This window comes from Shinella sp. 838 (assembly GCF_029623935.1).
Classification (GTDB): domain Bacteria; phylum Pseudomonadota; class Alphaproteobacteria; order Rhizobiales; family Rhizobiaceae; genus Shinella.
On record NZ_JARSBQ010000013.1, the window covers coordinates 1 to 24719 of the forward strand.

Annotated in this window: 21 protein-coding genes and 5 pseudogenes; 13 read left to right on the top strand and 13 right to left on the bottom strand. The window is 61.5% G+C overall.

The features are described 5' to 3' along the window. Nucleotides 1-107: 107 nt before the first annotated feature. From istA to tnpA, 5 genes and pseudogenes are all read right to left on the bottom strand, one after another. Nucleotides 108-710: pseudogene (gene istA, locus P9A16_RS27905) on the bottom strand (IS21 family transposase); the annotation flags it as partial. Between the two features lie 115 nt (nucleotides 711-825). After that, nucleotides 826-1020 (bottom strand): annotated as a pseudogene (locus P9A16_RS27910) (UPF0149 family protein); the annotation flags it as partial. Further along, nucleotides 1017-2592: pseudogene (gene tnpC / locus P9A16_RS27915) on the bottom strand (IS66 family transposase). The pseudogenes tnpC and P9A16_RS27910, both read right to left, overlap by 4 nt. A gap of 48 nt (nucleotides 2593-2640) precedes the next feature. Further along, complete coding sequence (gene tnpB / locus P9A16_RS27920; RefSeq protein ID WP_160788235.1) at nucleotides 2641-2997, bottom strand: IS66 family insertion sequence element accessory protein TnpB; 357 nt, start codon at nucleotides 2995-2997, stop codon at nucleotides 2641-2643. Further along, nucleotides 2994-3452, bottom strand: coding sequence for an IS66-like element accessory protein TnpA (tnpA, locus tag P9A16_RS27925; RefSeq protein ID WP_278026251.1), 459 nt, complete (start codon nucleotides 3450-3452; stop codon nucleotides 2994-2996). The genes tnpB and tnpA overlap by 4 nt, the downstream gene beginning before the upstream one ends. 179 nt (nucleotides 3453-3631) lie before the next feature. Here tnpA and P9A16_RS27930 point away from each other — a divergent pair, with 179 nt between their 5' ends. Beyond that, nucleotides 3632-4234, top strand: a complete 603-nt coding sequence (locus P9A16_RS27930; RefSeq protein WP_278026252.1) for a helix-turn-helix domain-containing protein — start codon at nucleotides 3632-3634, stop codon at nucleotides 4232-4234. 89 nt (nucleotides 4235-4323) lie between these two features. Here the strand turns inward: P9A16_RS27930 and P9A16_RS27935 are convergent, their stop codons facing one another. Next, entirely contained in the window at nucleotides 4324-5211 is an 888-nt protein-coding gene (locus P9A16_RS27935) for an alpha/beta fold hydrolase (RefSeq protein ID WP_278026253.1), read from the bottom strand. A gap of 380 nt (nucleotides 5212-5591) precedes the next feature. Here P9A16_RS27935 and P9A16_RS27940 point away from each other — a divergent pair, with 380 nt between their 5' ends. Continuing rightward, entirely contained in the window at nucleotides 5592-5882 is a 291-nt protein-coding gene (locus P9A16_RS27940) for a hypothetical protein (protein WP_278026254.1), read from the top strand. On the opposite strand, the pseudogene P9A16_RS27945 reads toward P9A16_RS27940, so the two are convergent. The 6 genes and pseudogenes from P9A16_RS27945 to P9A16_RS27970 form a co-directional block, all read right to left on the bottom strand. Then, a pseudogene (locus P9A16_RS27945) lies at nucleotides 5826-6467 on the bottom strand (IS3 family transposase); the annotation flags it as partial. The gene P9A16_RS27940 and the pseudogene P9A16_RS27945 overlap by 57 nt on opposite strands. A gap of 33 nt (nucleotides 6468-6500) precedes the next feature. Continuing rightward, nucleotides 6501-7157: pseudogene (locus tag P9A16_RS27950) on the bottom strand (DUF1403 family protein); the annotation flags it as partial. Between the two features lie 332 nt (nucleotides 7158-7489). Next, a complete protein-coding gene (repC, locus tag P9A16_RS27955; RefSeq protein WP_023513500.1) occupies nucleotides 7490-8704 on the bottom strand; it encodes a plasmid replication protein RepC in 1215 nt (404 codons plus the stop codon). 150 nt (nucleotides 8705-8854) lie between these two features. Continuing rightward, complete coding sequence (repB, locus tag P9A16_RS27960) at nucleotides 8855-9871, bottom strand: plasmid partitioning protein RepB (protein ID WP_023513499.1); 1017 nt, start codon at nucleotides 9869-9871, stop codon at nucleotides 8855-8857. A 3-nt stretch (nucleotides 9872-9874) separates the two neighbouring features. Further along, complete coding sequence (repA, locus tag P9A16_RS27965; RefSeq protein WP_023513498.1) at nucleotides 9875-11074, bottom strand: plasmid partitioning protein RepA; 1200 nt, start codon at nucleotides 11072-11074, stop codon at nucleotides 9875-9877. Between the two features lie 348 nt (nucleotides 11075-11422). Continuing rightward, nucleotides 11423-12544, bottom strand: a complete 1122-nt coding sequence (locus P9A16_RS27970) for a PLP-dependent cysteine synthase family protein (RefSeq protein WP_023513497.1) — start codon at nucleotides 12542-12544, stop codon at nucleotides 11423-11425. 786 nt (nucleotides 12545-13330) lie between these two features. Here P9A16_RS27970 and P9A16_RS27975 point away from each other — a divergent pair. Both P9A16_RS27975 and P9A16_RS27980 read left to right on the top strand, forming a co-directional pair. Continuing rightward, nucleotides 13331-14734: an aminotransferase-like domain-containing protein gene (locus P9A16_RS27975; RefSeq protein ID WP_023513496.1), complete on the top strand. Its 1404-nt coding sequence runs from the start codon at nucleotides 13331-13333 to the stop codon at nucleotides 14732-14734. A gap of 156 nt (nucleotides 14735-14890) precedes the next feature. Then, the gene (locus tag P9A16_RS27980) at nucleotides 14891-15277 is read left to right on the top strand and encodes a DUF983 domain-containing protein (protein WP_023513495.1); all 387 of its coding nucleotides are present in this window, start codon (nucleotides 14891-14893) and stop codon (nucleotides 15275-15277) included. 16 nt (nucleotides 15278-15293) lie between these two features. Here the strand turns inward: P9A16_RS27980 and P9A16_RS27985 are convergent, their stop codons facing one another. Continuing rightward, nucleotides 15294-16217 (bottom strand): LysR family transcriptional regulator, encoded by a 924-nt coding sequence (locus P9A16_RS27985; RefSeq protein WP_023513494.1) that lies wholly within the window; start codon nucleotides 16215-16217, stop codon nucleotides 15294-15296. A gap of 167 nt (nucleotides 16218-16384) precedes the next feature. Here P9A16_RS27985 and pcaD point away from each other — a divergent pair, with 167 nt between their 5' ends. The 9 genes from pcaD (at nucleotide 16385) to benD (ending at nucleotide 24717) form a co-directional block, all read left to right on the top strand. Then, nucleotides 16385-17176, top strand: a complete 792-nt coding sequence (gene pcaD, locus P9A16_RS27990; RefSeq protein ID WP_023513493.1) for a 3-oxoadipate enol-lactonase — start codon at nucleotides 16385-16387, stop codon at nucleotides 17174-17176. A 144-nt stretch (nucleotides 17177-17320) separates the two neighbouring features. Continuing rightward, on the top strand, nucleotides 17321-18013 hold the full coding sequence (locus P9A16_RS27995; RefSeq protein ID WP_023513492.1) for an alpha/beta hydrolase: 693 nt from the start codon (nucleotides 17321-17323) through the stop codon (nucleotides 18011-18013). A gap of 462 nt (nucleotides 18014-18475) precedes the next feature. Beyond that, the gene (locus P9A16_RS28000; RefSeq protein WP_278026255.1) at nucleotides 18476-19657 is read left to right on the top strand and encodes a muconate/chloromuconate family cycloisomerase; all 1182 of its coding nucleotides are present in this window, start codon (nucleotides 18476-18478) and stop codon (nucleotides 19655-19657) included. Between the two features lie 12 nt (nucleotides 19658-19669). After that, entirely contained in the window at nucleotides 19670-19960 is a 291-nt protein-coding gene (gene catC, locus P9A16_RS28005; protein ID WP_023513467.1) for a muconolactone Delta-isomerase, read from the top strand. Nucleotides 19961-20008: 48 nt separating this feature from the next. Then, on the top strand, nucleotides 20009-20947 hold the full coding sequence (catA, locus tag P9A16_RS28010; protein WP_023513466.1) for a catechol 1,2-dioxygenase: 939 nt from the start codon (nucleotides 20009-20011) through the stop codon (nucleotides 20945-20947). Nucleotides 20948-21023: 76 nt separating this feature from the next. Beyond that, nucleotides 21024-22382 carry a Rieske 2Fe-2S domain-containing protein gene (locus P9A16_RS28015; RefSeq protein WP_023513465.1) on the top strand — a complete coding sequence of 453 codons (1359 nt, stop codon included), beginning with the start codon at nucleotides 21024-21026 and terminating at the stop codon, nucleotides 22380-22382. Further along, nucleotides 22379-22867: a benzoate 1,2-dioxygenase small subunit gene (gene benB / locus P9A16_RS28020; RefSeq protein WP_023513464.1), complete on the top strand. Its 489-nt coding sequence runs from the start codon at nucleotides 22379-22381 to the stop codon at nucleotides 22865-22867. The genes P9A16_RS28015 and benB overlap by 4 nt, the downstream gene beginning before the upstream one ends. Nucleotides 22868-22903: 36 nt before the next feature. After that, a complete protein-coding gene (gene benC / locus P9A16_RS28025) occupies nucleotides 22904-23932 on the top strand; it encodes a benzoate 1,2-dioxygenase electron transfer component BenC (protein WP_023513463.1) in 1029 nt (342 codons plus the stop codon). Next, the gene (benD, locus tag P9A16_RS28030) at nucleotides 23929-24717 is read left to right on the top strand and encodes a benzoate diol dehydrogenase BenD (protein ID WP_023513462.1); all 789 of its coding nucleotides are present in this window, start codon (nucleotides 23929-23931) and stop codon (nucleotides 24715-24717) included. The genes benC and benD overlap by 4 nt, the downstream gene beginning before the upstream one ends. Nucleotides 24718-24719 lie beyond the last annotated feature (2 nt).

Consider the following 24719-nt stretch of genomic DNA (forward strand, 5'->3'; position numbering starts at 1 on the left):
GCAGCGGACTCCCATCAAGGCCAGGAGCGTGATCGCTCCAGCGATAGGCCGGATAGATTCACGCATCCAATGCCGAGTGCCGCCAAATGTTCATCTCGCCCGGGAGGCGTCCATAGATTATCGTAGATGCCGCGCGTGCAGGCCCCGCCTAAGAACGCGAACGCCCGGTCATGGGCATCGAAGACCATCTCCTGCGTCTCGCGCGGATAGGCTCTCACATACATCATCCGGCTGTGGCAGAGCCGGACATGCGCCACCTTCACCGTCGTCGTCACGCCGTTCAGCACAACGATCTCGTGGCTCCAGTCAAACTGGTAAGCCTCGCCCGGCGCATAATAGAGTGGGACATAGGCTTCCGCCGTTACGGAGCCGCGCTCCTTCGCCCAGGTTCGGGCGTAGCGCCGGACTGTATCGTAACCGCCCTCGTAGCCGAGGTCGCGCAAGTCCTCGAATATCCGGATCAGTGTCAGCCGCTCGCGGGAAGCCTTCGCTTCATTGGCAAGCAGCATTCCATCGAGCTGGTCGCGCCAGGGGCCGAGCTTCGGCTGAGGTTGACGGGTGCGCTCGTATTTGAACTCCGTCTCATCGCTGCGCAAAACCTTCCGCACCACCTTGCGCGATATGCCAAGCTCCCGGCAGATCGCCTTGATCGACTTGCCCTGCACACGGGAAAGCCGTCGTATCTTTAGAATTGTCTCCACAACAAGCATCCAAATAAAAAGCCTCCGATGAAACCGGAGGCTGTTGTAACCCCATCGCAGATGGGGGTCCCGTTTGGACGCCGATCACCCCATTTGCGGGGTCCTTATTCCATGCCTAATCACAATCCGGGCCAGTCAGCTCCGGGATCCACTGACGCGGGTCGATAAACCTCGGGCCGATGATGAGAGCCGTGAGATAGCCGTCGAGGCCGCTCATCGACCAGATCGGCGAGACTGGACGGCGTGCCCTGATAAACGCCTCGAACGCCTCGTCATCGAGCTTCGGTCGTGCCGTAGCCCCTTGGCTGTTCTGTGTCATGCCGCCCGTCGCTCCTGATCTGCAATGCTCTCGCGGTTGGCCTTCCAGGTCCATGGAAAGAGCGTATCCATCTGGTTCGCGGTCACCTTGCCGGAGATGATGCGCTCGAGCACGTCGGCAAGCCAAGCTTCGGGGTCTACACTATTGAGCTTTGCCGTGTTGACGAGCGATGCGAGGACCGCGAACGTCTTGCCACCGCGTTCGCTGCCCACGAACAACGAGTTCTTCCTCGTCAGAGCCACCGATTTCATCGAACGCTCGACCACATTGGAGTCCACTTCGATCCGGCCATCCTCCAGGAAGGCTGCCAGTCCGTTCCAGTGGTTGAGCGTGTAGGTGACGGCCTTGCCAAGCGCCGATTTCGACGACACCTCGTCGCTCAGTTCGGTGAGCTGGGCCTTCAGTTCGCTCATGATGGGCGCTGCCTCGCGACGCCGCACCGTGAGCCGGGTATCGGCATTTTCGCCGCGCAGTTTCGCTTCGATCCGATAGAGCTCGGCAATCCTGGCAAGGATCGACAGGGCCTCAGCAGACCCGGTCATCTTGACGATTTCGACGAACTTGCGTCGGGCATGGGCAAGGCAGAAGGCCAGCCGCATGGGAGCGACATTGCTCCTCCCCCTGGCGCTTGGCCAAGGTTTTATAGGCTTGGTACCCATCGACCTGGAGCACGCCGGCAAACGACGACAATTGCCCCTCGACCTCGCGCGCGCTGCGGCTTTCGGCAAAAGTATAGGCCACCGCCGGCGGCGCCGGACCATTCCATGGCCGATCGTCGACCGCCTGCGCCCAAAGTTGGCAGACCTTGGTTCGCTTACGCCCCGGATCAAGCCGCGGGAGCGGCGTCTCATCACAGAACACCCTTGGCTGGGAGCGGATGAAGGCAAGCAGCGCGTCATAGAGAAGCTCAAGCCACCAGGCGACCCGCGTCACCCAGGCCCCGAGCGTGCCGCGATCGATGATCACGCCGCAGGAGGCAAGCATCTGCGCCTGGCGATGAAGCGGCAAATGCCAGGCGAACTTCGAAACGGCGACATGGGCGGCAAACGCCGTGGTCACCATGCCGCCGTCCATCACACGCGCCGGCGCTGGCGCTTGCACAATGGCACTCTCGCAGGCCCGGCATGCGTAGCGCGGCCGGATCGTCCGCTTCACCCGGACAACCGCCGGCACGATGTCGAGCGCCTCACTGACGTCCGTGCCGATGCAATGCAGCTCGAACGAGCAGCACGGGCAAATCTTGCTCTCCGGCTCGATGAGCTCTTCATACCGTGGGAGATGCCTGGGTAACCGGCCGATGTTGCGCGCCGGCGATCGCCGCTCCTGCTTTCGGCCGTCAGCCACGGGTGCAACATCGTCATTGGCCGCCGCGGGAATGTCGCTGAGATCGCCAAGCTCAAGCGTCGCCTGCTTCGGGTCGATCGCCGTCATCTTCTCCGATTTCGGCCCAAAGAGCTGCCGCTCCAGGAAGGCAACGCGCGCCTTGAGGTCGGCATTCTCTGCATCGAGCGAGAGAATGATTCGGCTCAATTGCGCGGCATCCTGAGGTAAAGGGTCGGGTCGAAGCGGCATGGCAGACCCTAGCACATGACCCTGAATCTTCAAGCAAATCCAATAGGATCAGCCTGCTTTCGTTGGCCGCTTTACGGTGTTTCGCCTGACCCGCGTCCAGTCGATACCGGCCAGCAAAAGGGAGAACTCCTGGCTACTCATCTGCATCGCGCCATCACGGATCGGTGGCCAAACGAACGTGCCAGCCTCCAGCCATTTCGTCGCCAGGATCATGCCTGATCCGTCCCAATAAATGCAGCGCAGGCGATCGAGACGCTTGGCGCGGAACACGAACACGTCACCACAGTAGGGATCAGCTGCAAGCGCTGACGCCACCAGCGCAACAAGCCCATTCATGCCGCGCCGGAAGTCGACCGGCTGCGTCGCCACCATGATCTTCACTCCACCAGGCGAAAGTCCAATCACCGGCGTGCTCGCAACGTTGCCACGATCGCCTGCGCCAATTCGGGCGCCACCGAGCCGATCACGGTCATACGCGCGCCAGCAATCTCGATCTCAATACGCCCCGCGGCGTCATGGGCGACATCCGACGGCGAGTTCTCGCAAGACGTTCTATCGCCAACCACCGTCACCGGCACGAACATGGCCTGCTGTGCGCCGGCTTGCGCGGATCGTCGAGAGGTCAGCCCGGCTTCGCGCCGCCAGACGTTCAGCAGACCGCGATTGACGCCCCAGCGCCGGGCGATCGCCGAGATGTTCACGTCAGGTTCTGCACTTTCGGCAAGGATCCGCGCCTTCTCCTCGTCGGTCCAATTCCGCCGCTGGCGTCGACCCGTGATCACCTCGATCCGACGATACTTTCCATCATGCATGCCTTCATCCATGGCTTCAAGCATGGCATCAGCGCGATCTTCGACCATCCCGTTCCGCTCCTATCGGTGAAGGAGCTGTTCTCGCGGCCGCGATCGCAAAAGGAAAGGTGGGGTGTTCGTCGCGCTCACGTCCTGAGCAGAATTTCGTATTGCGTCCGGGGATCGCCTGCGTTTGCCCACGTGGCGTGGAAGTCAACTATCTCCATATCGCTCAGGGGCAGTTGGATATGCTCCATCTTTATCTTCCGATGGATCTTTATGGAAATCTGAAGACAACTGAGAATGCGCCGAGTTCAGCGTTGATATACTGTGGCGGCTTCCAAGATCCTCTCATAAAGCAGATTGCCATGTCGATATCCGACGGTTTGCAAGCCGAAGGTCCTGCTGGGCGACTGCTGATAGACTCGCTCGGTATGGCGCTCGCTGCCTGGATGTTGCAGCGGTACAGCCGGAAATCGGATTCCTATTTTACAAGTTCATATCGCGATGCCGAGGAAAACAAGGGCCTGGACAAAGTCCGGCTTGCACGGGTTTTGGAGTTTGCGACCGAGAACTTCGACAAGGATATTTCATTGCAGGATCTGGCTGACGTCGCCTGCCTCAGCGTCTACCATTTTTCGCGGGCTTTCAAGCAAGCAACCGGACGTGCGCCGGTGCAATACATCTCCAACCTGAGGATTTCCAAATGTAAAGCACTGCTCGTTGATCCCAGGAAAACGATAGAGGACATAGCATTTGCCACGGGGTTTTCGTCGGGTGCAAACTTTGCGCGTTCGTTCAAAAATTCGGTCGGCCTCTCTCCCTCCCAGTATAGAACGCAGTCCGCGTAGGAATTTTTTGAGGCGATCCGAAACGTCCCACGAAATTTGCATCGAAGGCCGAACAAGGAGGCAAGCCGTATGGCTTGCCTCCTGTCGGTTCAGTTCCACTTCGAGATGAATGCGAGGGTGTAGGCATTGACCTCGACTGGATTTGTCGCGCTCAGAAAATGGTTTCCGCCCTCGACGACTTTCAGCTCGGCTGATTTCGACCTGGTGAAACCAGCGATTTCTTTCTGGGCATTTGCGACGCTGTAAACTTGGTCTTCCGACCCGTGCAGCCAGAGAACCGGGCACTCCACATAATCGAGCCGACCGTGAAGCCCATCGCGGTCGCGCAGATTGATCGCGCACATCCGGATACGACGACGACCTTCGTCACCCTTGTAGTTTTCCCTCAGCTTCTTTGCCCAGAAGGCGCGATTGTCATCAGATACGTTTTCGCCGAGACCGGACTCGGCCAGCCCGCTGCAATATTCATCCGATGGCACCCAATCAGGTCCAACGGGTTGAGCGAGATCAAGGATCAGAGGATTGCAGAAATCGTCCGCGGTCCAGCAACCCAGGTCCCTACTGGCCGCACTTTCGTAGTCCAGGGACGTTCCGAGCGGAATGATGCCCTTGATCTTTTTTGGGGCCAGAATTGCCATGCGAACCGCGATCCAGCCGCCTTGCGAGGTGCCGAGGACAAATGCGGAGGAGATGCCCAGTCTGTCCAAAACTTGGAGATTGGCTATGGCCGAATCCCAGTATGTGAACTGTTCACTTTGGGTCCGGGTCACTCCGTGGCCATACGGTTCTATGGCGAGCAGGTTGACTTTGCCCATGAGGGCCTCGTCGGCATATTGAGCCCGACAGAGTTCGGACGATGTGGTGAATGAGTTCACCATCACCAGCGTCGGCAGTGCCGGATTATACTCCGCACCAAAGCGATAGCCGATCAGCGAACCACCCAGATGTGAGACGTCGGCCGTTTTAACGTTTTGCATGACTACCTCCTCAATTCATTGACCAACGGCGCCTCCCAGGTGCCATCTTTTCCCATTCTAGCACTGCACAGAGCAAATTACCTTTTCACAGCTTGCGGTTACGGGATGCAAAAATTGCTGTTTTTGCGCGGAGCGCTTGCGGGGCGACTTCAGTCGGAGAGCAAATGACGCGCAGGCAATTTCTGCGTCGGCAACCAGAAGACCGCGTGCCTGAAATCGGTTCTTCCGGAGGGCCGCAATGTCGTCATCGATAAATCGTTTGGTGCCCCGCGTATAACCGAGGACGGTGTCTCATACGGTTTCCGTCTGATTGACGCGATGGATTCCGGCGCATTTGATGATCTGCTATTCTACGGTGGGACACATCGTGGGAGGAGATGATGGTTGCGCTTGCAGATCACCTGAGCCTTGATGAACTGGATCATGAATACCGATCTGGCAAGGATGGGACGACGGCGCGGCATTACGAAGTGATCCGGCTTCTGGCCAGGGGCCATTCAACGACACAGGTCTCGGCACTGAGCGGTTTCGGCATGCGCTGGATCGAAGAACTAGTGGTGTCAATGCCGCGTGAATTTTCCCCAGAAGGAGGTGCGGACAAATTCTTGGACTGCCTATGCTGCAATTCCAAGGTTCCGGCGGTATTCGGCTGGGCTAATCCCGCCCAGTGAGAGCTTTATGCGATGCTGGTTGTACCACTGGATGTAAGAATCCAGCTGCTGCATGAAGTCGAGCAGGGTCGTATTGATCCAGGTGCGATTATAGTACATCTCGTTTTTCAGCCGCCCAAAAAATCCTTCGCAGGCCGAATTGTCCGGCGAGCACCCTTTGCGTGACATGGATCGGGCCAGTCGGGCATTTTGCATGCGCGACAGCCAGCCGGGCCAACGATAATGGGCACCCCGATCCGAATGCACAACAGGGCGGTCGGCACTGCCGGTGATTGTTTCGATTGCGGCATCAAGCATCGTGTTCACCAGCTCTGCGTCTGGCCGCGTGCTGACAGACCAGCTGACCACTAAGCCATCGAAACAATCGATTATGGGCGAGAGATACACTTTCCCTGCTGGCAGTTGGAACTCGGTGATGTCGGTCAACCATTTCTCGTTTGGTTTCGCAGCGTGGAAATCACGATTGACCAAATTTTCCGGCGCGGGATCTAATTCGCCTTGGTAGGATGTGTATCGACGCCGCTTAGCCGCGGTCACGACAAGCTGCTCCTCCCTCATCAAGCGGCGTACCACCTTTTCGGAGAGGGCAAGGCACACGGCGCGGGCAAAGGCCGGCTCGCCCGGCCGGACCCGGCCCCTGCCCCCAAGCGTCTTGAAGGCCGGCCCATAGCGCTCGGCCATCAGCAGCGGCACGGCATAATCCCATTTCAGCTGCGCGGCGATCAGCAGATCGGCCAGCATCCAGGCAAGCGGTTCGGCATCCGGTCGTATCGCATGCACGGCCGTGACCAGGTCCGCCGCGGCAAGCGGCGGCGGACGGCCGGATTGCAGCGCGTCGTCGGCGTAATCGACCGCCGCGATGAGCCGCTCGACCCAAGCCAGCCCCAACAGGTCGGCAAGCTCCGCCACCGCCTTCGAGGAAAAGGCGGGTTTTCGGGTGGAAAGTCTTTTGGTGGCCAAAAGCACCCGTCCGGCCGGACCGGGATCATCGCCGGCAGCCGTGAGCAAAAGCGCGTCCCGCAACGCCGCCTCGTCCTCGCCGCGCCCCATCAGCCGCACCGCGACGGCAGCGCATTTGAGGGCCTGGCGGGAGCGCCAGCAGCCGGCCCAGGCGGGCGCGGAGCGAACAAGATCGTCGAGCGATTTCAACGCGATGCCGGCAGAAAAGGCCGCCGCAAGCCCGTCCGGCTCGCGGCCGCGCCCAGCCAGGCAGGGCGGCGGTGAAGGCCGGGACGGAAACGGGCGAGTCAACGGGCGAATCCATGACCGCAACATAGACCATACGTGCGGATTATGCCAACATTGTACGTGATAACCGCACGTCCTGTCTGAAAAATATAATAAGGCATAAGATTGCCTTATCGGTCATTCCTCTCATTAGAGAGAAAACTGCGAAAATCGGCAACGCGGAGAAGGGAAAATGCCCTCAGCTACCTTCGCTCCGCTCTGCAAATCCTCTCCTGCTTCAGCCAACATCTCGTTGCCTTCCTCGCTTGGCACACGGCAGCGGTCTCTAACGGGGTGCTCCAGGCGCCCGGCTCACCCTCTGAGCGCGCTTCAAAAACGGTGGAGTTTCAAACGTCCATAGAACGGAGGAAATCCCTCATTCAGCCGGTACGCCTTCCCTCCCCGCCATTTGCCCGCAAAGCCGCCATCAACATCGGCCCGAGGCCAAATTCGCCGCGAGCGGCTTTTCGTGTGAGGTCGCGCAAGTAGCCCCCAGGCGAGTTGATATGACCGGCCCGCTCGAGGATACAGGCTACCGCAACCGCTGCATTCTCCGGCCCCATAGTTTCACAAGCTTCTTGGTAGGCAGAAGGGCTGACCCCCAACATCGAGCGCGCGGTGACGGCGGCCGTCAACAGGTCGCGCCAGTGCGTGATGCAACCGCCGGGCGCATAATTGCCGATCTCGGGGCAGGCCTTCAGCACCATTGCCAAAGGGAAAGCTCTGGTCGGTTCGACAGCCTTGCGTGTTTTCTGTCTCGACATATTGCCCTGCTCTTTTTCGGAGCTAGGTTCAAGTTCATGGATGGATTCGGGTTTTGAATTCTGTATGTGCTGGCCATTTTGGATAGCATTGCCGCTTGATTTTTCTGTTTTCAGTTGTGTTTCCAACAGATTGACGATCTCTTCGCGCAGCAGTTCCATTTCTTCCAGCACGATATCGACTTGATCCCGTCGTGGCAGGCGTGGAAGACGCGCGATCAGCGCGAGATAGAGGTCTTCGATCGCGGACCAGTCGCCATCGGCCCCCTCCTCCATTGCTGCCGAAATCAGCTTGCGAACATCGCGCCGGCACAGCGTCAGGGCCTCCTTGGCACGTTTGAAGCGCAGCTTTTCCTCAGCCACTTTCTGGGCGAGACCCGCGAACTCCGTTGCTCGGGCAACGAGCGGCGCGAGGCTGAAGCCAAAAGCTTCCTCGATCTCCCCTCCCCTGTTGCGATGGGCATATCGTTTGCCGTTCGGGCTGTCGCGGCGCTGAATCAATCCGGCATCGACCAAAGCCGCCAGATGCCGGCGCAACGTCGTTCCGGCAATGCCATGCGCGCGAATCGCAAGCTGAGCATTCGAGGGAAAAACCACCAGGCCACGTTCGTCGGAAAGGTCCCCTTCGGGATAAAAGCTCAGCAGTGCATGAAGCACCGCCAGCGACCGGTCCTGAACACCGAAAACGTCCTTGGCTTCGCAGACGTCCCGAAAGACTTTCCACTTGTCGACTGTCTTGTTCGGATTGTGGTCGGCCGTCTCCAGCTGACCTTTCACCAAAGCAAGCGTCATCGGCCGCCGCCCAAAAGGCGTCGTCACATTTCCATTCCGCATTTTCCTTCACCTCTCTTCAGGCAAAAGAAATCCGCTCACCAAAACGGTGCCAAAGACTCTTGACTAGGATTCGTGGAAATGCGATTCTTGATCTTGCTAGAAATCAGGAGAAGGCTTCCACGGCTTTGGTCGTTTGGGGGCCTTTTTCTTTTACGGTTCAAGCTCCTCGTTTTCCTTCAGGAATTCCTCGTAAAGCCGGTCCAGCTGCTTCTCGACGAAAGCACCGAACTTCGGCACGGCAGCCTTGTTGAAATTCAGGGTAAGCTGGCCGTCGGTCTCCGTGACCTTCACCGCCTTCGAGCCGTCCGCACGCCACTCCCCGCTTCTGGGCTTCGGTTTTGCCGCCCGCAGCTGCTCGAAGAGGTGCTCGAAGCGGCTGTCAGAAGACAGCGCCCTGAATTCATCGGCATGAATGAGTTTCAACGCCCTGGCTTTCTTCAGGGCGTTGTCGAGCAGATCCGCCACTTCGGCCCATCGCGTACGGCCAAAGCTCGGCGCCGGGCCGATCGCCTCGATCAACACATCGGGAAGCCGGCTCGCCAGCGCGATCATCCGCGACAGAGCGGCCTTGTCCACGCCGAGCGACGACATGATGATATCGCGCGAAAAGCCGCGGCGTTCGAGGCGAAGGGCAAAGAACGTCCGCTCGATATAGGAAAGATCAGTGCGAGCATTGTTTTCCTGACCTTGGCTCACGACCAGCTGCTCATCCGTGAGTGGCCGGATGACTGCCTTGATCGTTCCACCGATCGCCCGAATGGCGGCGAGCCGCCGGTGGCCGTAGGCGACCTGATAGCGCCCCTCGGTATCCGGGTGAGGGCGAACCAAAATCGGAACCTGCTGGCCGTGTTCACGGATCTGTTCGATCAGGCTGTTCAGCCCTTCGGTGTCGATCTCAAGCCTGTCCGGCACGAAGGAGCTGTCGATGAGCGCGGGATCCAGCTCTACGATGGTCTGGCCATGTGAAAGCTGTCTCTCGAGGTCGGCCGCACGTTGTGCCTTTTCCGAAATGCTGCCCAGGGACTGGGAAAAGGCACCGACAGGGCCGGAGCGTCGCAAGGGGCGATCGAGATTGGCCAGTGGTCGGATATCGGCAAGCGAGCCGGTTTCGGCACTGCTGCCGGCCGCTCCATCCGTATCTGCACCGAAGATGTTCTTTCTGGCCATTGTTTACTTCCGTCCCCAGGTCTGTTTGACGAGTTCCTCGATCTCGGTGTTCACTGCCGTCAGGGATTCGAGAGCGCGGTCATAGGTTCCGCGCGTGAACTGCGCTCGATCGATCTCGTAGAGGGTCTGCTTGGTAAGGCCCGCGTCGGAAATCGCGGTCGACTTCAGCATCGCGTTGGAAAGAACACGGTTGCCGAAAATCGAACGCATGAAGCCGGCCATCTGAGCCTGCGGCCCATCGTTCGGCTCGAAGCGGGTGACGAGATACCGCATCCAATCGTAGTTCATCGTACCGCCCGCGTTTTCCACAACCTGCAACAGGTCACCGGTCATCTGCAGGAACTGGCTCATCGACATGACGTCGAGCATCTGCGGATGCACGGTGATCAGAACGGCCGTCGCGGCGCAAAGGGCGGACAAGGTGAGAAAACCGAGCTGCGGCGGGCAGTCGATCACCACGACGTCATAGGCGCTTTCGATATCCGCAAGGCATTCCCCGATGCGCGCGAAGAACATGGAGTTCGTATCGGTGCGCGCCATCAGTGCCTTTGGCGTCTCATGTTCGAATTCCATGAGCTCGAGATTGCCGGGAATGATGTGGAGGTTGGGCGTGTAGGTCGCCCGGACGATCTCGGTCACGTCCCGGCGGGTGTCATCATAGCGGATGGCGCCATAAAGCGTTTCGTTGTCGCCGACATCCAACTCCGGCTGGTGACCAAACAGCGCCGACAGGGAAGCCTGCGGATCGAGATCGATCGCCAACGTGCGATAGCCGCGAAGGGCGAGGAACTGCGCGAGATGGGCGGAGGTCGTGGTCTTGCCGCTGCCCCCCTTGAAGTTCATCACGGAGATGACCTGCAGCTTCTCGCCGTCACGCCGATGCCGGATATATTTGCGCGGCCCCTTCCCGCCCTCGTCGAGCAGCTTGCGCAAAGCCTCGATGTCGTCGACGGAATAGGTACGGCGCCCGTTGGAGGATGGCTCCGGCCCATGCCCTTCCGCCACGATCTGGCGGAGATACCCCTGGTGGATGCCGATGAATTCCGCAGCCTCGGCCGACGAGAACTGCCGGATGCTCTTCCGGGCCGTCGGCGGAAAGGTTCGCTGCTGATGCGCCTGGAGCTGGCGCATCAGCTCCTCTGCATCAGAGGCAATTAGCGAGCGCAGGTTTCCGCTCTGATCGGTCGCGGCTTGTTTCAACATCGTGGCCTCAGGATTAACTTCTGCGCTTTTTCCTCGAAAACTGATGAATAAGCGCTGATGAAGCTAGCCCGATTCCCTGAGTCGGACAAACCCTTTTTGGCAGAGCTTCGGGCAAGACCAACGGGATTCATGTTGTACATGTACAACTGCATTTCAGGCGCACGTCTGCCCTGCCCTGTCCGCCGGGCTCCGTATGCATTGTCGCAGGGTCAGGGCACAGGCGCTTCCGACTCGGGTGCCTATGCCGGTGTCTCTTGGTTGTACATGTACAACGCGTCCGAACCCAGTATCAACATGAGCCTGGCGGAGGTGTCATTCCCACCATTTCGGCTCTTGCCTTTTACACAGTCAGGGTGCCTTGAAGGCTCCGGTATCGAGGAACGTCTCGATCACATCGCACCAGGGTGCGATGTCGATGTTGTTCTTCGACAACCAGTCGGGATTGAAATAGGTACTGGAATAACGATCGCCGCTGTCGCAGATGAGCGTGACGAGCGAGCCCTCGCGCCCTTCTTTGATCAGGCTATCGGCGATGCAGAGCAGGCCGAAGAAATTCGTACCGGTTGAGGCACCCACTCGCCGGAACAGACGGTCCGAAAGCACATGCGCCGCCGCGATGGAGGCTGCGTCCGGCACCTTGATCATATGGTCGATAACCGTCGGGATGAAGGACGGCTCGACACGCGGCCGCCCAACACCCTCGATGCGCGACGGCGCGGTGCAGGTCGTCTGCATGTCGCTCGCCTTCCAGGCGTCGTAGAACACCGAATGCTCGACATCCGTCACGCATAGCCGCGTCGAGAGGTTACGGTAGCGGATGTAGCGCCCGATCGTTGCCGACGTGCCGCCGGTTCCCGCCCCCATGATCACCCAGCTCGGGACCGGATGGGCTTCCCGCTCCATCTGGCCGAAGATGCTCTCGGCGATATTGTTGTTGCCTCGCCAATCAGTGGCCCGTTCGGCATTGGTGAACTGATCGAGGTAGTGGCCTCCGGTCTCCGATGCGATGCGCGCTGCAGTTTCATAAACTTCTGACGGGCTGTCGACGAAGGCACAGCGACCGCCGAAACGTTCGATGACGTCGATCTTCGTACGACTGGTGCTGCGTGGCATGACCGCAATGAACGGCAGTTCGAGCAGATTGGCAAAATAGGCCTCCGACACCGCGGTCGATCCCGACGAGGCTTCGACCAGTGTCGTGCCCTTGCTGATCCGCCCGTTACAGATGCCGTAGAGGAAGAGGGAGCGGGCCAATCGGTGCTTCAGGCTTCCTGTCGGGTGCGTGCTCTCGTCCTTGAGGTAGATGGAAATGCCCTTCAGCCCCTTGAAAACTGGGTTGACCAGATGGGTGTCCGCCGAGCGGCGGGCGTCGCCCTCGAGGATGCCGATGGCATTGCGTGCCCAAGCCCGGTCGGCGCAGTCGAGGAAGGGAGCGGTTTCGGCCTGAAACCGGGTCGAATTCATAGTCATGTCGCAACCCTTCAAACGGCGTTGTCTGCGCACTCTCGGGCCTGCACATTGCTTTGTGAAGCTGGGTCGCACAGGAACCACAGACGAGTAGAGGGCGGAAACGAGGCCGATGGCCGGTGCATCCCCCGGTCCGGAGAAATGGCGGACGTCGTTCAGGTCCCCGCCCCCTTTGATAGCAAAAGTTCACCGGCATGCAAAACACTTGGCAGAAGGATCATTTGCGCCTTGCTGCAGAAAGCAGAGTTCGCGTTCATCGTACGAGAGCCCGCCACACGACGGCATGAAAACCTTCGCCATCGGCAGACAGCCCACCAAATGTACCACGTCCTGGCCAGGGCGGGATACGATGCCAATCGATAAGGGCGCGACTACACCACGCGGAGCGGTATCGCAGGTGGCCGGCAAGGGGAGGGACGCGCTTGTCCGGCCTGCAGGATGTATGCGCCGTCGTACGGGCCGGTCCCGCAGTGGCCGTACGAACGGAGGGCGGTTTGGCAGCAGCAACCGCACAATACACACGGGCGACCCGCTGCTACGCTTCCAGTCTCACTCCTCGGCAACCACTGCGCCGACGGGCCACTGTGCTTGCGGCCCACGCACTGGCCCGCACCATGGACGTCGCCATCACACGGGAGGATCGCGTCCCGCCGGCTGACGCTCCTCTATCCCGACCTCGCCCGTTCAACTCCATCGGTGGCCTTGCGACGCTTTGTCCACCGGTGGTGGATGACAGGCCGGAATACAGGCAATATACCGTCAATCTACATTGGCTTGGAACCCTCGGTCATGAAGAACTGGCATCCCGATCTCGGCCGCAGCAGCAGCCCTCTCTACATGGCGATCGCCGATCTGATCGAGATGGATCTGCGCAGCGGGCAGCTCTTGGCCGGCGACAAGCTTCCGACGCACCGGGACCTTGCCCGGCGGCTCGCCATCGACGTCACCACCGTCGCCCGCGGCTACCTCGAAGCACAGAAGCGCGGGCTCGTGCAGTCGCATGTCGGCCGCGGCACCTTCGTGACGGGCAGCGCGGATGCAGCACGCGTCCCTCTTCCCGTTGGCATATCGCCGGATAGCCGCCGCGCGGCCATGGTCGATCCCTCCATGAACATGCCCCCGGAGCCGGATGACCCTGATTTGCTCGCCCGCATGCGTGACGGACTGTCGGCGGTCGCCAGCGATCTCATTCCGCTGCTGCGCTACCAGAGTTTCGGTGGCGCGGCCATGGACAAGGAAGCCGCCGCCCTTTGGCTCGGGCGCAAGGGTCTCACGCCGCCGCAGGAGCGCATCTTCGTGGCGCCCGGCGCTCATCCAGCACTGCTGGCAATCTTCGGAATGCTCACCAAACCCGGTGACACCGTGCTTGCCGAAACCATCACCTATCCGGGCATGCGTTCGGTCGCCGCGCAGCTGCGCCTCAAGCTCGTCGGCCTGCCGATGGATGATCAGGGCATCCTGCCGGAGGCCTTCGCGGAGGCCTGCATGCGCGAAAAGCCAAAGGCGATCTACCTCAATCCGACGCTGCAGAACCCGTTGACGCTGACCATGTCAGCCGCGCGTCGGGCGGAAATCGCCGCAACGGCAAACACATACCGCGTGCCGATCGTCGAGGACGACGCTTATGGCTTCATTCCAGCAAGCACCCCATCCCCCCTCGCCGCCTTCGCACCCCAGCTCACCTGGTATATCGGCGGACTGTCGAAATGCATCGGTGCGGGCTTGCGCCTGGCCTTTGTGGTCGCGCCCGATGACAGCCGGGCTCTCTGGTCCTTTGCAGGGGCCATGCGGGCAGGCAATGTTATGGCTTCGCCCCTGACCGCGGCCCTCGCCACGCGGTGGATAGAGGATGGCACGGCCGACGCGATTCTCGATTTCCTGCGCTCGGAGGCTCCGGCCCGCCAGGCCCTTGCCGCCAGCCTCCTGCCTGCCGGCTACCGCGCCGACCCCATGAGCTTCAACATCTGGCTGCCGCTACCGCAGGGCTGGACGCGATCCACCTTCGGCACCCACATGCGGGCCTGCGGCCTCGGCGTGATGGCCAGCGACGCCTTTGCCGTCGATGGCGCGCCGCCGGAAGCCGTGCGGGTCAGCCTCGGCGGCCCGGTGACGCGGCCGCAACTCCAGACCGCCCTCGAATTCATGGCGCACGCACTTGAAGGCCCCCCGGAAATGGCCGGGTCCTTCTTCTGATTCCGTAAATCTTCCCGATCGAACGGATGCAGCCTCACTGGCAGCAGACGTTCGTCTGCCTGCGTCAGTATGTCTGCTCGACAAATTGACAGCATGATTGCATCTATATGAACGCATACAATGATTGGATTGAACGGAACAAGAGAGGTACTTGCCATGAATGAGACCTATCCCCAGCTGCCGCCCATGCAAACCGGTATTCGCGGTCGTTGCCCGCGCTGCGGCCAAGGGCATCTCTTCAAGGGATTCCTTACACTGGCGCCGAAATGCGAAGCCTGCGGTCTCGACTATTCCTTCGCCGACCCCGCCGATGGCCCGGCCTTCTTCGTCATCTGCTTCGCCTGCGTACCGAGCGTGCTGCTCGCCGTGTGGCTGGAGGTCGCCTTCAGCGCCTCGCTGTTGACGCAGGTTCTGGTCACAGGGCCCTTCATGCTGTTGACCTGCATTCCCCCGCTTCGGCCGCTCAAAGGATGGCTGGTCGCAAGCCAGTATTTCTACAAGGCCGAAGAGGGCAAGGTCGTCCGCCGGCAGGCCAGCACCTGACACAAGAGGGGAGGGGCTACCAGGTGATGTTCGACAGGCGTAGCCAGGGCGGGTTTTCCGCATACATTTCACGGATCAGCGCCTTGATCTCGTCGATCCGCCCCGAGCCGTCGTTCCGCCGGTAGCTCATGATGACCGGCGAGGTCGCCCGCTCGTCGGAAAGCACGCGGTAGCAGACATCGTCCATGCGCTGGCGCTGGGCTGCCGCAGGCAGGATGCACACGCCGATGGCGGCCGCGACAAGGCCGAGCGCGGTCTGGATCTCCCGAACCTCCTCGACCGTGCCCGGCTCGACATTGAGATCCGCACAGAGGGCAAGCACCTCGTCGGCAAAGCTTGGCCGCGGCTTGGAGGGATAGATCACCAGCGTCTCGCCGGCGATCTCGCTCAGCGCAACGGGTTCCGTCGCCAGTGACTTCGGATGACCCTTGGGAAAGGCAACGACCAGCCGCTCCTCTCGTAGCGTGATCCGCTCGATATCAGGGTCGCTGAGCCGTACGCGGCCGAAACCGAGATCGATACGCCCGTCCTTCAGCGCCGCGATCTGTTCCACCGACATCATCTCGCGGATCTCGATGCCGAGCGCTGGCCAGCGGGCCCGCATGCGACGCACCAGATCCGGAATGCCGCTGTAGAGCGTCGAGCCGACACACCCGATAATGAAGATCTCCCGGCGCGAGGCTGCGATGCGCCGGGTCTGTTCGCGCACATGATCGATACGGGCAAGGATCTGCTTCGCCTGGTCATAGAAGAAACGCCCCGCATCGGTCAGGACCAGCGGGCGGATGGAGCGGTCGATCAGGGTAACTCCGAGCGTCTCTTCCAGCTGCTGGATCTGCCGGCTCAGCGGCGGCTGGGCAATGTGCAGCAGTTCCGCAGCCCTGGAAAAATTACGCTCGCGGGCAACGGCGACGAAGTAGCGAAGTTGGCGCAGCTCCATGGCACTATACCTTCCCGGTATTGAAAGCGACCGCGATAGTCTTGGACGCTTTGCGGCGCCAAAGCTAGCCTTGCAGCAAGAATTTCGCGGGAGTTCCTGCATAGGCCAGACACCTGCCCGGCCGGGTCGAGGCGCATGGATCGACGGCGCCAGAGCGAGTATCCACAATGCCTTTCATCCGATCCAACGACATCGTGCTCTTCTATCGCCGCGCCGGCCGGCGCGGCGCACCGCGGATCGCCTTCGCCAACTCTCTTGGAACGGATGTGGCGATATGGGACGAGGTCGCCAATGCACTCGCCGCCGATTTTGACCTCCTGTTCTATGACAAGCGTGGCCACGGACTGAGCGAAGCGGCCCCTACACCCCGCGGTATCCGCGACCACGCCGACGACCTCACTGGCCTTCTCGACCATGTCGGCTGGCAGGATACGATGCTCTGCGGCCTCTCCGTCGGCGGGTTGATTGCCATGGACCTCGCAGTGCGGGCACCGGCCCGGATCACGCGCCTTGTTCTGATGGACACGGCAGCGAAGATCGGCACGCCGGATGCCTGGAACGCCCGCATCGATGCCGTGCTCGAGAACGGCGTCGCATCGATCGGCGAGGCGATTATGGCACGGTGGTTTTCTCCGGTCTATCGCGTAGAGCAGCCGGAAGCCTTTTCCGGCTGGCGCCGGATGCTGGAGCGCACGCCGGCCATCGGCTATGCCGAAACCTGCAAGGCCCTGCGCGATGCCGACCTCACCGACGCCATTACCGGCATATCGGCACCGACGCTGGTGATTGCCGGAGAAAGCGACCTTTCGACACCGCCCTCGCTTGTCGAAGAAACAGCGCACCGAATTCCAGGGGCTGTGTTCCACATCATAGAAGGCGCCGGCCACCTGCCATGCATCGAACGTCCCACAGACGTCGCGGCACTGGTACGCGGCTTTTCGGACATGCCGGCACAATAGCCGTCCGTGCACACACCATACCCTTGGGAGAGGACATCAAAAGCCAACCCTCGGGCCTATGCATTTTGGTGGCGAGACCTAGATTTTATTCGGCGGGAAAAGCCGCTTGACGACAACAGCCATCCGAAAACTGAGGAGGAAGTTATGAGCAGCAAGCCGGCAATCGTCCTTGTCCATGGTTTCTGGGGTGGGGCTGCCCATTGGAGGCATGCCATCCTGGCGCTTTCGCGCATGGGCTACAGCGACATCCACGCCGTGGAAAACCCGTTGACCTCGCTCGCCGACGATGCCGAGCGGACCCGCAAGATGGTGAAGCAGATCGACGGTCCGGTGGTGCTCGTCGGCCATTCCTACGGCGGCAAGGTGATCACCGAGATGGGGGATCTGCCGAATGTGAAGGCACTGGTCTATGTCGCCGCCTTCGCACCCGATGCCGGTGAAAGCGCCGGTGCCATCAGTCAGGCGCATCCACCCGCCGCCTTTCCCAACATCGCCCCCGACAGCGATGGCTATCTCTGGATCAAACCGGAGAAATTCCGGGAAAGCTTCTGCCAGGACCTCGACGCCGACGAGGCCCTGGTGATGGCCGTCACGCAGAAGGCCCCGCTGGGTAGCACATTCGGCGATACGGTCACCGCGCCGGCCTGGAAGACCAAGCCGTCCTGGTATCAGATCTCCACGCACGACCGGATGATCGCGCCCGAGAACCAGAAGCGCATGGCCGAGCGCATGGGCGCCAGGAAAATCATCGAACTCGATGCAAGCCACGCCTCCCTGGCCTCCCGGCCCCAGGACATCGCCGACCTGATTGCAGACGCGGCACAATCGGCAGCCTGAACGACAATCGGGCGGGCGCAGCATCTTGCCGGCGCCCGCTCTTCTGTTGCCTGACTTAGCCTCCCACGGCGCCAGGCTTGCCAGAACACTCACCGTTCCGGCTTTCCCGTCTTCCCGGCCGTAAACTTCCCAATCGATCTGCAAGCGAAACTCGACGCGACCCATCGCCAACGGGACCGTGGCACAGATGGCGGCCTATCGCGCCGCCTATCTTTTCAACCGTTCAAGCCCCGTAACCCGCGGCTGCCAAACCCTGTCCAGATCAGTGAAGCGTCGAATGTTTCGCTAACCCCACGTCCTTGCTCGCCAACGCTCTATGATATCATCCGAAGTTGGGTGCAATTGTTCTGGCCCGACCAGCGGCCCAATCACGGTGGATTTCACAGCATTATACCTCTCAGGTATCATTGGAGATGCAATCGGTCTTGGACGGGCAAGGGAGGCATGGCGCATAGTTCTCCCATGAACACGACCCCTGCACCACATTTTCCGGCTACCATATCCCCTCCCATCGTCGAACGGGTCGAGACCTTGCTGGTCGATCTGCCGACCATTCGCCCGCACAAGCTGTCGGTCGCGACGATGAACGGCCAGAGCGTGATGCTGGTGAAGGTATATTGCAGCGACGGCACCATCGGCATCGGCGAGGGCACCACGATCGGCGGCCTCGCCTATGGTGGGGAAAGCCCCGAGGGTATGAAGGTCGCCATCGACACCTATTTTGCCCCGGCAATGCTGGGGGAGGACGCATCCCGCGTGCCGGTGCTGATGGCGCGCCTTGCCAAACGGATCAAGGAAAACCGCTTCGCGAGAAGCGCCGTGGAAACGGCCCTGCTCGATGCGCAAGGCAAACGCCTCGGCCTGCCGGTGAGCGAGCTTCTCGGCGGCCGCCGCCGCGATCGCCTGCCGGTCGCCTGGACGCTGGCCTCGGGCGATACGGCCCGTGACATCGCCGAGGCCGAGCACATGCTGGATCTCCGCCGCCACCGCATCTTCAAGCTGAAGATCGGCGCGAAGACCGTCCGAGAGGACATCGCCCATGTTGCCGCGATCAAGCACGCTCTGGGCGAGCGGGCCGCCGTGCGCGTCGATGTCAACATGGCGTGGAGTGAAACCGAGGCCGCCTATGGCATGGCCGCCCTTGCCGATGCCGGCTGCGAACTGGTCGAGCAACCGGTCGCTTCCACGGTGGCGCTCACCCGGCTGATGCGCCGTTTCCCCATCGCGCTGATGGCGGATGAGGCCCTGACCGGACCGGAATCGGCTTTCGAACTGGCAAAGGTCGGCGGCGCCGATGTCTTCGCCGTCAAGATCGAGCAAAGCGGCGGCCTCTTCAATGCCCAGCGCGTGGCCGCGATCGCCGATGCGGCCGGTATCGAGCTCTATGGTGGCACCATGCTGGAAGGCCCGGTCGGCACCATCGCCTCCGCCCAGGTCTTTTCGACCTTCGCCAATCTGCAGCGAGGCACAGAGCTGTTCGGCCCGCTGCTCCTGACCGAGGACATTCTCGCAACGCCGCTCGACTACAGCGATTTCGAGCTGACCGTGCCCGGTGGCCCGGGCCTCGGCATCGAGCTGGATGAAGATCGCATCGCGTTCTTCGCCCGCAACGCCCCGCGCAAGACCATCAGTCTCGCCGAGTAGGAGGACAAGCCCATGCTTTTCCAGGTGCGAATGGACGTCCACATTCCCCACGATCTGCCGCAAGAGGAAACGGTGGACATCCTTGCACGGGAAAAAGCCTACGCACAGGCGCTGCAGGACAGCGGCACGTGGCGCCACATTTGGCGCATCGCCGGGGAATACGCGAATGTCAGTATTTTCGACGTCAAGGACAATGCCGAACTGCACGCGGTCCTGACGGCGCTGCCCCTGTTCAAATTCATGACCATCAAGGTGACGCCGCTGCTGCGCCACCCCTCGTCAATCCGCGAGGACGACACCTGAGCGGACGCGAAACCGTTTGACGCAACCTAGACCCGGAGGAGGGCTATCATGACTGTGAGGATTTTCGACAGGCCGGAAATACAGGATTTTCTGAAGGTCGTCAGCGGACTCGACAAGCCGGGTGGCAGCCCGCGCATGAAGGAGATCACCCACCGCCTGCTGTCGGATCTGTTCAGGGCCATCGACGATCTCGACATCACCCCTGACGAATACTGGGCCGGCATCGCCTGGCTCAACGAGATCGGCGCCACCGGCCAGGCCGGCCTCATCTCGCCCGGCCTCGGCCTCGACCATTTCCTTGACGAGCGCCTCGACGCCATCGACGAGGACCTTGGCATCAAGAACGGAACACCGCGCACCATCGAAGGTCCGCTCTATGTCGCCGGCGCACCCGTCGCGCATGGTTTCGCGCGGCTCGACGACGGCGCGGATACCAACGGCCACACCCTGATCATGCACGGCACCGTTCGCGACGCCGACGGCACACCGCTTCCCGGCGCGACAGTGGAAGTCTGGCACTGCGACACGCGCGGCTTCTATTCCCACTTCGACCCGACCGGCAAGCAGGCGCCGTTCAACATGCGCCGCACAATCGTCACCGACGACAAGGGCTGTTACAGGTTCCGGAGCATCGTGCCCAAGGGCTACGGCGTTCCCCCCGGCAGCCCGACCGAACAGCTTCTTTCCGCCCTCGGCCGCCATGGCCAGCGCCCGGCACACATCCATTTCTTCATCAGTGCCGATGGCCACCGCAAGCTGACCACTCAGATCAACATCGCGGGTGATCCGCTGGTCAACGACGACTTCGCCTACGCCACTCGCGACGGCCTCGTCCCGGCTGTCACCGAGCGGACCGACGACACGAGCATCAGGGCCAACGGCCTGGAGGGACCGTTTGCCGAGATCGTGTTCGATATCGGCCTCACTGCGCTGGTGAACGGGGTCGACAACCAGATCAACCTGCAGCGCAAGCGGGCGGCCGCGTAAAGCCGCCCCAGCCTTTCTTCAACCGACATCGTTGCAATGGCGCCGCCGAGCGGCGGCTGCCATGAGAGGAGGAGCCATGCCTACGATCCTGGACAAGGCGCAGGAACTCGACGAACTGCTCGCCAACGCGGTGCAGGATGACCACGAAGCCGGCGTGTTCCGCTGCCGCCGCGACATCTTCACCAACGCCGACCTGTTCGAACTGGAGATGAAGTACATCTTCGAAAGCAACTGGGTCTATCTCGCCCACGAAAGCCAGATCCCCGACAACAACGACTATTACACCACCACTATCGGCCGCCAGCCGGTGGTCATCACCCGCGACAAGGCCGGCGTCCTGCACGCGATGATCAATGCCTGCGCCCACCGTGGCGCGATGCTCTGCCGACGCAAACATGGCAACAAGGGCAGCTTTACCTGTCCCTTCCACGGCTGGACCTTTTCCAACGGCGGCAGGCTGCTGAAGGTCAAGGACGGCAAGACCACGCAATATCCCCCGCAGTTCGACACGGATGGTTCGCATGATCTGAAGCGCGTGCCGCGCTTCGAGAACTACCGCGGCTTCCTCTTCGGCAGCCTCAATGCGGACGTACTGCCACTTGCCGACTATCTCGCCGAGACCAAAGTGATCATCGACCAGATTGTCGACCAGGCACCCGACGGGCTGGAGGTTCTGCGCGGCAATTCCTCCTACATCTATGACGGGAACTGGAAGCTGCAGATGGAGAACGGCTGCGACGGCTACCATGTCAGCAGCGTGCACTGGAACTATGCCGCCACCATGGGCCGCCGGGCTGAGGAAGGCACCAAGGCGGTCGATGCCAACAGCTGGAGCAAGTCGGTCGCCGGAGTCTACGGCTTCGACCATGGGCATATCCTGCTCTGGACGACCACGATGAACCCGGAGGTGCGGCCGGTCTACAGCAACCGCGAGGAGATCAAGACCCGCGTCGGTGCTGACAGGGCGGATGTCATCGTCAACCAGACGCGCAATCTCTGCCTCTATCCGAATGTCTTCCTGATGGACCAGTTTTCCACGCAGATCCGCGTGACGCGCCCGATCAGCGTCGACAAGACGGAGATCAGCATCTTCTGCTTCGCCCCGAAGGGCGAGAGCGCCGAAAACCGCGCGCTGCGCATCCGCCAGTACGAGGATTTCTTCAATGTCTCCGGCATGGGCACGGCCGATGATCTCGAGGAATTCCGCGCCTGTCAGGCCGGCTATGCCGGGATCACGGCCCTCTGGAACGACATGTCGCGCGGTGCCCCGCTCTGGATCGATGGACCTGACGACAATGCAAGACGCATGGGCATCACCCCGCTGCTCTCGGGAGAGCGTAGCGAGGACGAGGGCCTGTTCGTCCGCCAGCATGAATATTGGGCCAGGGTGATGCGCAAGGCGCTCGCCGCGGAAGCGGAAGGAGCGGCGGCATGAGCATCTCTTACGACACCATCTGCGCCTTCCTCTACAAGGAGGCACGCCTTCTCGACGATCGCCAGTGGGACGAGTGGCTGACCTGTTATGCCCCCGACGTCACCTACTGGATGCCCGCCTGGGACGACGACGACCAGATCACTGAGGATCCGCACGCGCAGATCTCGCTGATCTACTACCCAAGCCGCGATGGCCTTGAAGACCGTGTCTTCCGCATCAAGACCGAGCGTTCGGGCGCTTCCACGCCCGAGCCGCGCACCTGCCACATGATCGCCAATGTCGAGGTGGTGACCGCGCGCGGCGGGGAGGTCGACGTACGCTACAACTTCCACACCCTCAACCATCGCTACAAGGTCACCGATCACTTCTTCGGCACCGTGTTCGTCACGCTGCGCGAGAGCGGCGGCGACCTCGTGATCGCCAACAAGAAGATCGTGTTGAAGGACGATTACATCCGCCAGGTCATCGACGTCTACCACATCTGACGACCGGGCAGTCCGGCACCCTGAGGAGGAGGAGCCATGTGCTACAAGATCGCTTTGAATTTCGAGGACGGCGTTACCCGTTTCATCGGCTGCAACAGCGGCGAGAAGGTCCTCGACGCCGCCTATCGCGCCAAGATCAACCTGCCGATGGACTGTTCCGACGGCGTGTGCGGCACCTGCAAGTGCCGCGCCGAAAGTGGCAGCTACGACCTCGGTGACGACTATATCGAGGACGCGTTGACGGCCGAAGAGGCAGAAGGCGGCCTGGTGTTGACCTGCCAGATGAAGCCGACGTCGGATTGCGTGCTGTCGGTGCCGACGACCTCGCTCGCCTGCAAGACGGGCCAGCAGAGTTTCGCCGCGACGGTAGCGAAGATCGCCCCGTACAACGACGCCGCGATCGTGCTGGAACTCGACATGGACGGGGGAGGGGCCGCGCCTGTGTTCCTCTCCGGACAATATGTCAACATCGCCGTTCCGGGCAGTGGCCAGAGCCGCTCCTACTCCTTCAGCACGGTACCGGGCGCCGGGCGTGTCGGCTTCCTGATCAAGAAGATCCCCGGCGGCGTCATGAGCACCTGGCTCGAACAGGCCGCTATCGGTGAACGGCTCGACATCACCGGCCCCCTCGGCAGTTTCTACCTCCGCGAGGTCAAGCGCCCGCTGCTGCTGCTTGCCGGCGGCACCGGCCTCGCACCGTTCCTCTCCATGCTGGAGGGATTGGTGAAGGATAGATCCGAAGAGCGCATCCATCTCATCTACGGCGTGACGCGCGACCTTGATCTCGTGCTCGTCGAGGAGATCGATGCCTATACCAGGCGCCTGCCGAACTTCAGCTACAGCACGGTCGTGGCCGAGGAGGCCTCCAGCCATCCGCGCAAAGGCTGGGTGACGCAGCACATGCCGGCGGAACTTCTGAACGGCGGCGATGTCGACGTCTATCTCTGCGGCCCGCCGCCGATGGTCGATGCCGTGCGCCGGCATTTCGACGAAACCGGCGTGAAGCCGAACAGCTTCCACTACGAAAAGTTCACGCCCAATGCGGCGGCGGGAGCAAGCGCATGAGCGCGTCCTGTCTCCCGGGCCGCTTTGCCGGCAAGGTGCTGGTGGTGACCGGCGCGGCCCAGGGCATCGGGCGGGCGGTGGCGCTGCGCGCCGCGGCAGAAGGCGGCAAGGTGCTGTTCGTCGATCGCGCCGACTTCGTCGCAGATGTTGCCAGCGAAGCGAGTGGCGGAGAGGCGGCAGCGTTCACCGCCGACCTTGAAACCTATGAAGGCGCGGCAGCCGCAATGCAGGCCGCCACCGAAAAATTCGGCGGCATCGACATCCTCATCAACAATGTCGGCGGCGCGATCCGCATGCGGCCCTATGCCGAATTCGAGCCGGCGCAGATCGATGCGGAAATCCGTCGCTCGCTGATGCCGACGCTCTACTGCTGCCACGCCGTGCTGCCGATCCTGTCGGCGCGGGGCGGCGGCACCATCGTCAACGTCTCGTCGAACGCCACGCGCGGCATTCACCGCGTGCCCTATTCGGCGGCCAAGGGTGGGGTGAATGCCCTCACGCAATCGCTGGCGATGGAAGTGGCCGGTCTCGGCATCCGTGTCGTCGCTACCGCTCCCGGCGGCACCGAAGCGCCGTCACGTCGCATCCCGCGAAACGCGGAAGGCGACACTGCGCGCGAAAAGGCCTGGATGGCCGAGGTCGTCGAACAGGTGAAGGGTTCGAGCTTCCTGAAGCGCTACGGCAGCATCGACGAACAGGTCGCGCCGATCCTGTTCCTGGCCTCCGACGAGGCCGCCTACATCACCGGGAACATCCTGCCGGTCGCCGGCGGCGATCTCGGCTGACA

What these genes read in the sequence shown, in the direction of transcription:
- tnpA (WP_278026251.1), bottom strand. Translation starts at nt 3,452, where the DNA reads ATGGTCGAAGATCGCGCTGATGCCATGCTTGAAGCCATGGATGAAGGC.
- P9A16_RS27930 (WP_278026252.1), top strand. Translation starts at nt 3,632, where the DNA reads ATGCTCCATCTTTATCTTCCGATGGATCTTTATGGAAATCTGAAGACA.
- P9A16_RS27935 (WP_278026253.1), bottom strand. Translation starts at nt 5,211, where the DNA reads ATGCAAAACGTTAAAACGGCCGACGTCTCACATCTGGGTGGTTCGCTG.
- P9A16_RS27940 (WP_278026254.1), top strand. Translation starts at nt 5,592, where the DNA reads ATGGTTGCGCTTGCAGATCACCTGAGCCTTGATGAACTGGATCATGAA.
- repC (WP_023513500.1), bottom strand. Translation starts at nt 8,704, where the DNA reads ATGCGGAATGGAAATGTGACGACGCCTTTTGGGCGGCGGCCGATGACG.
- repB (WP_023513499.1), bottom strand. Translation starts at nt 9,871, where the DNA reads ATGGCCAGAAAGAACATCTTCGGTGCAGATACGGATGGAGCGGCCGGC.
- repA (WP_023513498.1), bottom strand. Translation starts at nt 11,074, where the DNA reads ATGTTGAAACAAGCCGCGACCGATCAGAGCGGAAACCTGCGCTCGCTA.
- P9A16_RS27970 (WP_023513497.1), bottom strand. Translation starts at nt 12,544, where the DNA reads ATGACTATGAATTCGACCCGGTTTCAGGCCGAAACCGCTCCCTTCCTC.
- P9A16_RS27975 (WP_023513496.1), top strand. Translation starts at nt 13,331, where the DNA reads ATGAAGAACTGGCATCCCGATCTCGGCCGCAGCAGCAGCCCTCTCTAC.
- P9A16_RS27980 (WP_023513495.1), top strand. Translation starts at nt 14,891, where the DNA reads ATGAATGAGACCTATCCCCAGCTGCCGCCCATGCAAACCGGTATTCGC.
- P9A16_RS27985 (WP_023513494.1), bottom strand. Translation starts at nt 16,217, where the DNA reads ATGGAGCTGCGCCAACTTCGCTACTTCGTCGCCGTTGCCCGCGAGCGT.
- pcaD (WP_023513493.1), top strand. Translation starts at nt 16,385, where the DNA reads ATGCCTTTCATCCGATCCAACGACATCGTGCTCTTCTATCGCCGCGCC.
- P9A16_RS27995 (WP_023513492.1), top strand. Translation starts at nt 17,321, where the DNA reads ATGAGCAGCAAGCCGGCAATCGTCCTTGTCCATGGTTTCTGGGGTGGG.
- P9A16_RS28000 (WP_278026255.1), top strand. Translation starts at nt 18,476, where the DNA reads ATGAACACGACCCCTGCACCACATTTTCCGGCTACCATATCCCCTCCC.
- catC (WP_023513467.1), top strand. Translation starts at nt 19,670, where the DNA reads ATGCTTTTCCAGGTGCGAATGGACGTCCACATTCCCCACGATCTGCCG.
- catA (WP_023513466.1), top strand. Translation starts at nt 20,009, where the DNA reads ATGACTGTGAGGATTTTCGACAGGCCGGAAATACAGGATTTTCTGAAG.
- P9A16_RS28015 (WP_023513465.1), top strand. Translation starts at nt 21,024, where the DNA reads ATGCCTACGATCCTGGACAAGGCGCAGGAACTCGACGAACTGCTCGCC.
- benB (WP_023513464.1), top strand. Translation starts at nt 22,379, where the DNA reads ATGAGCATCTCTTACGACACCATCTGCGCCTTCCTCTACAAGGAGGCA.
- benC (WP_023513463.1), top strand. Translation starts at nt 22,904, where the DNA reads ATGTGCTACAAGATCGCTTTGAATTTCGAGGACGGCGTTACCCGTTTC.
- benD (WP_023513462.1), top strand. Translation starts at nt 23,929, where the DNA reads ATGAGCGCGTCCTGTCTCCCGGGCCGCTTTGCCGGCAAGGTGCTGGTG.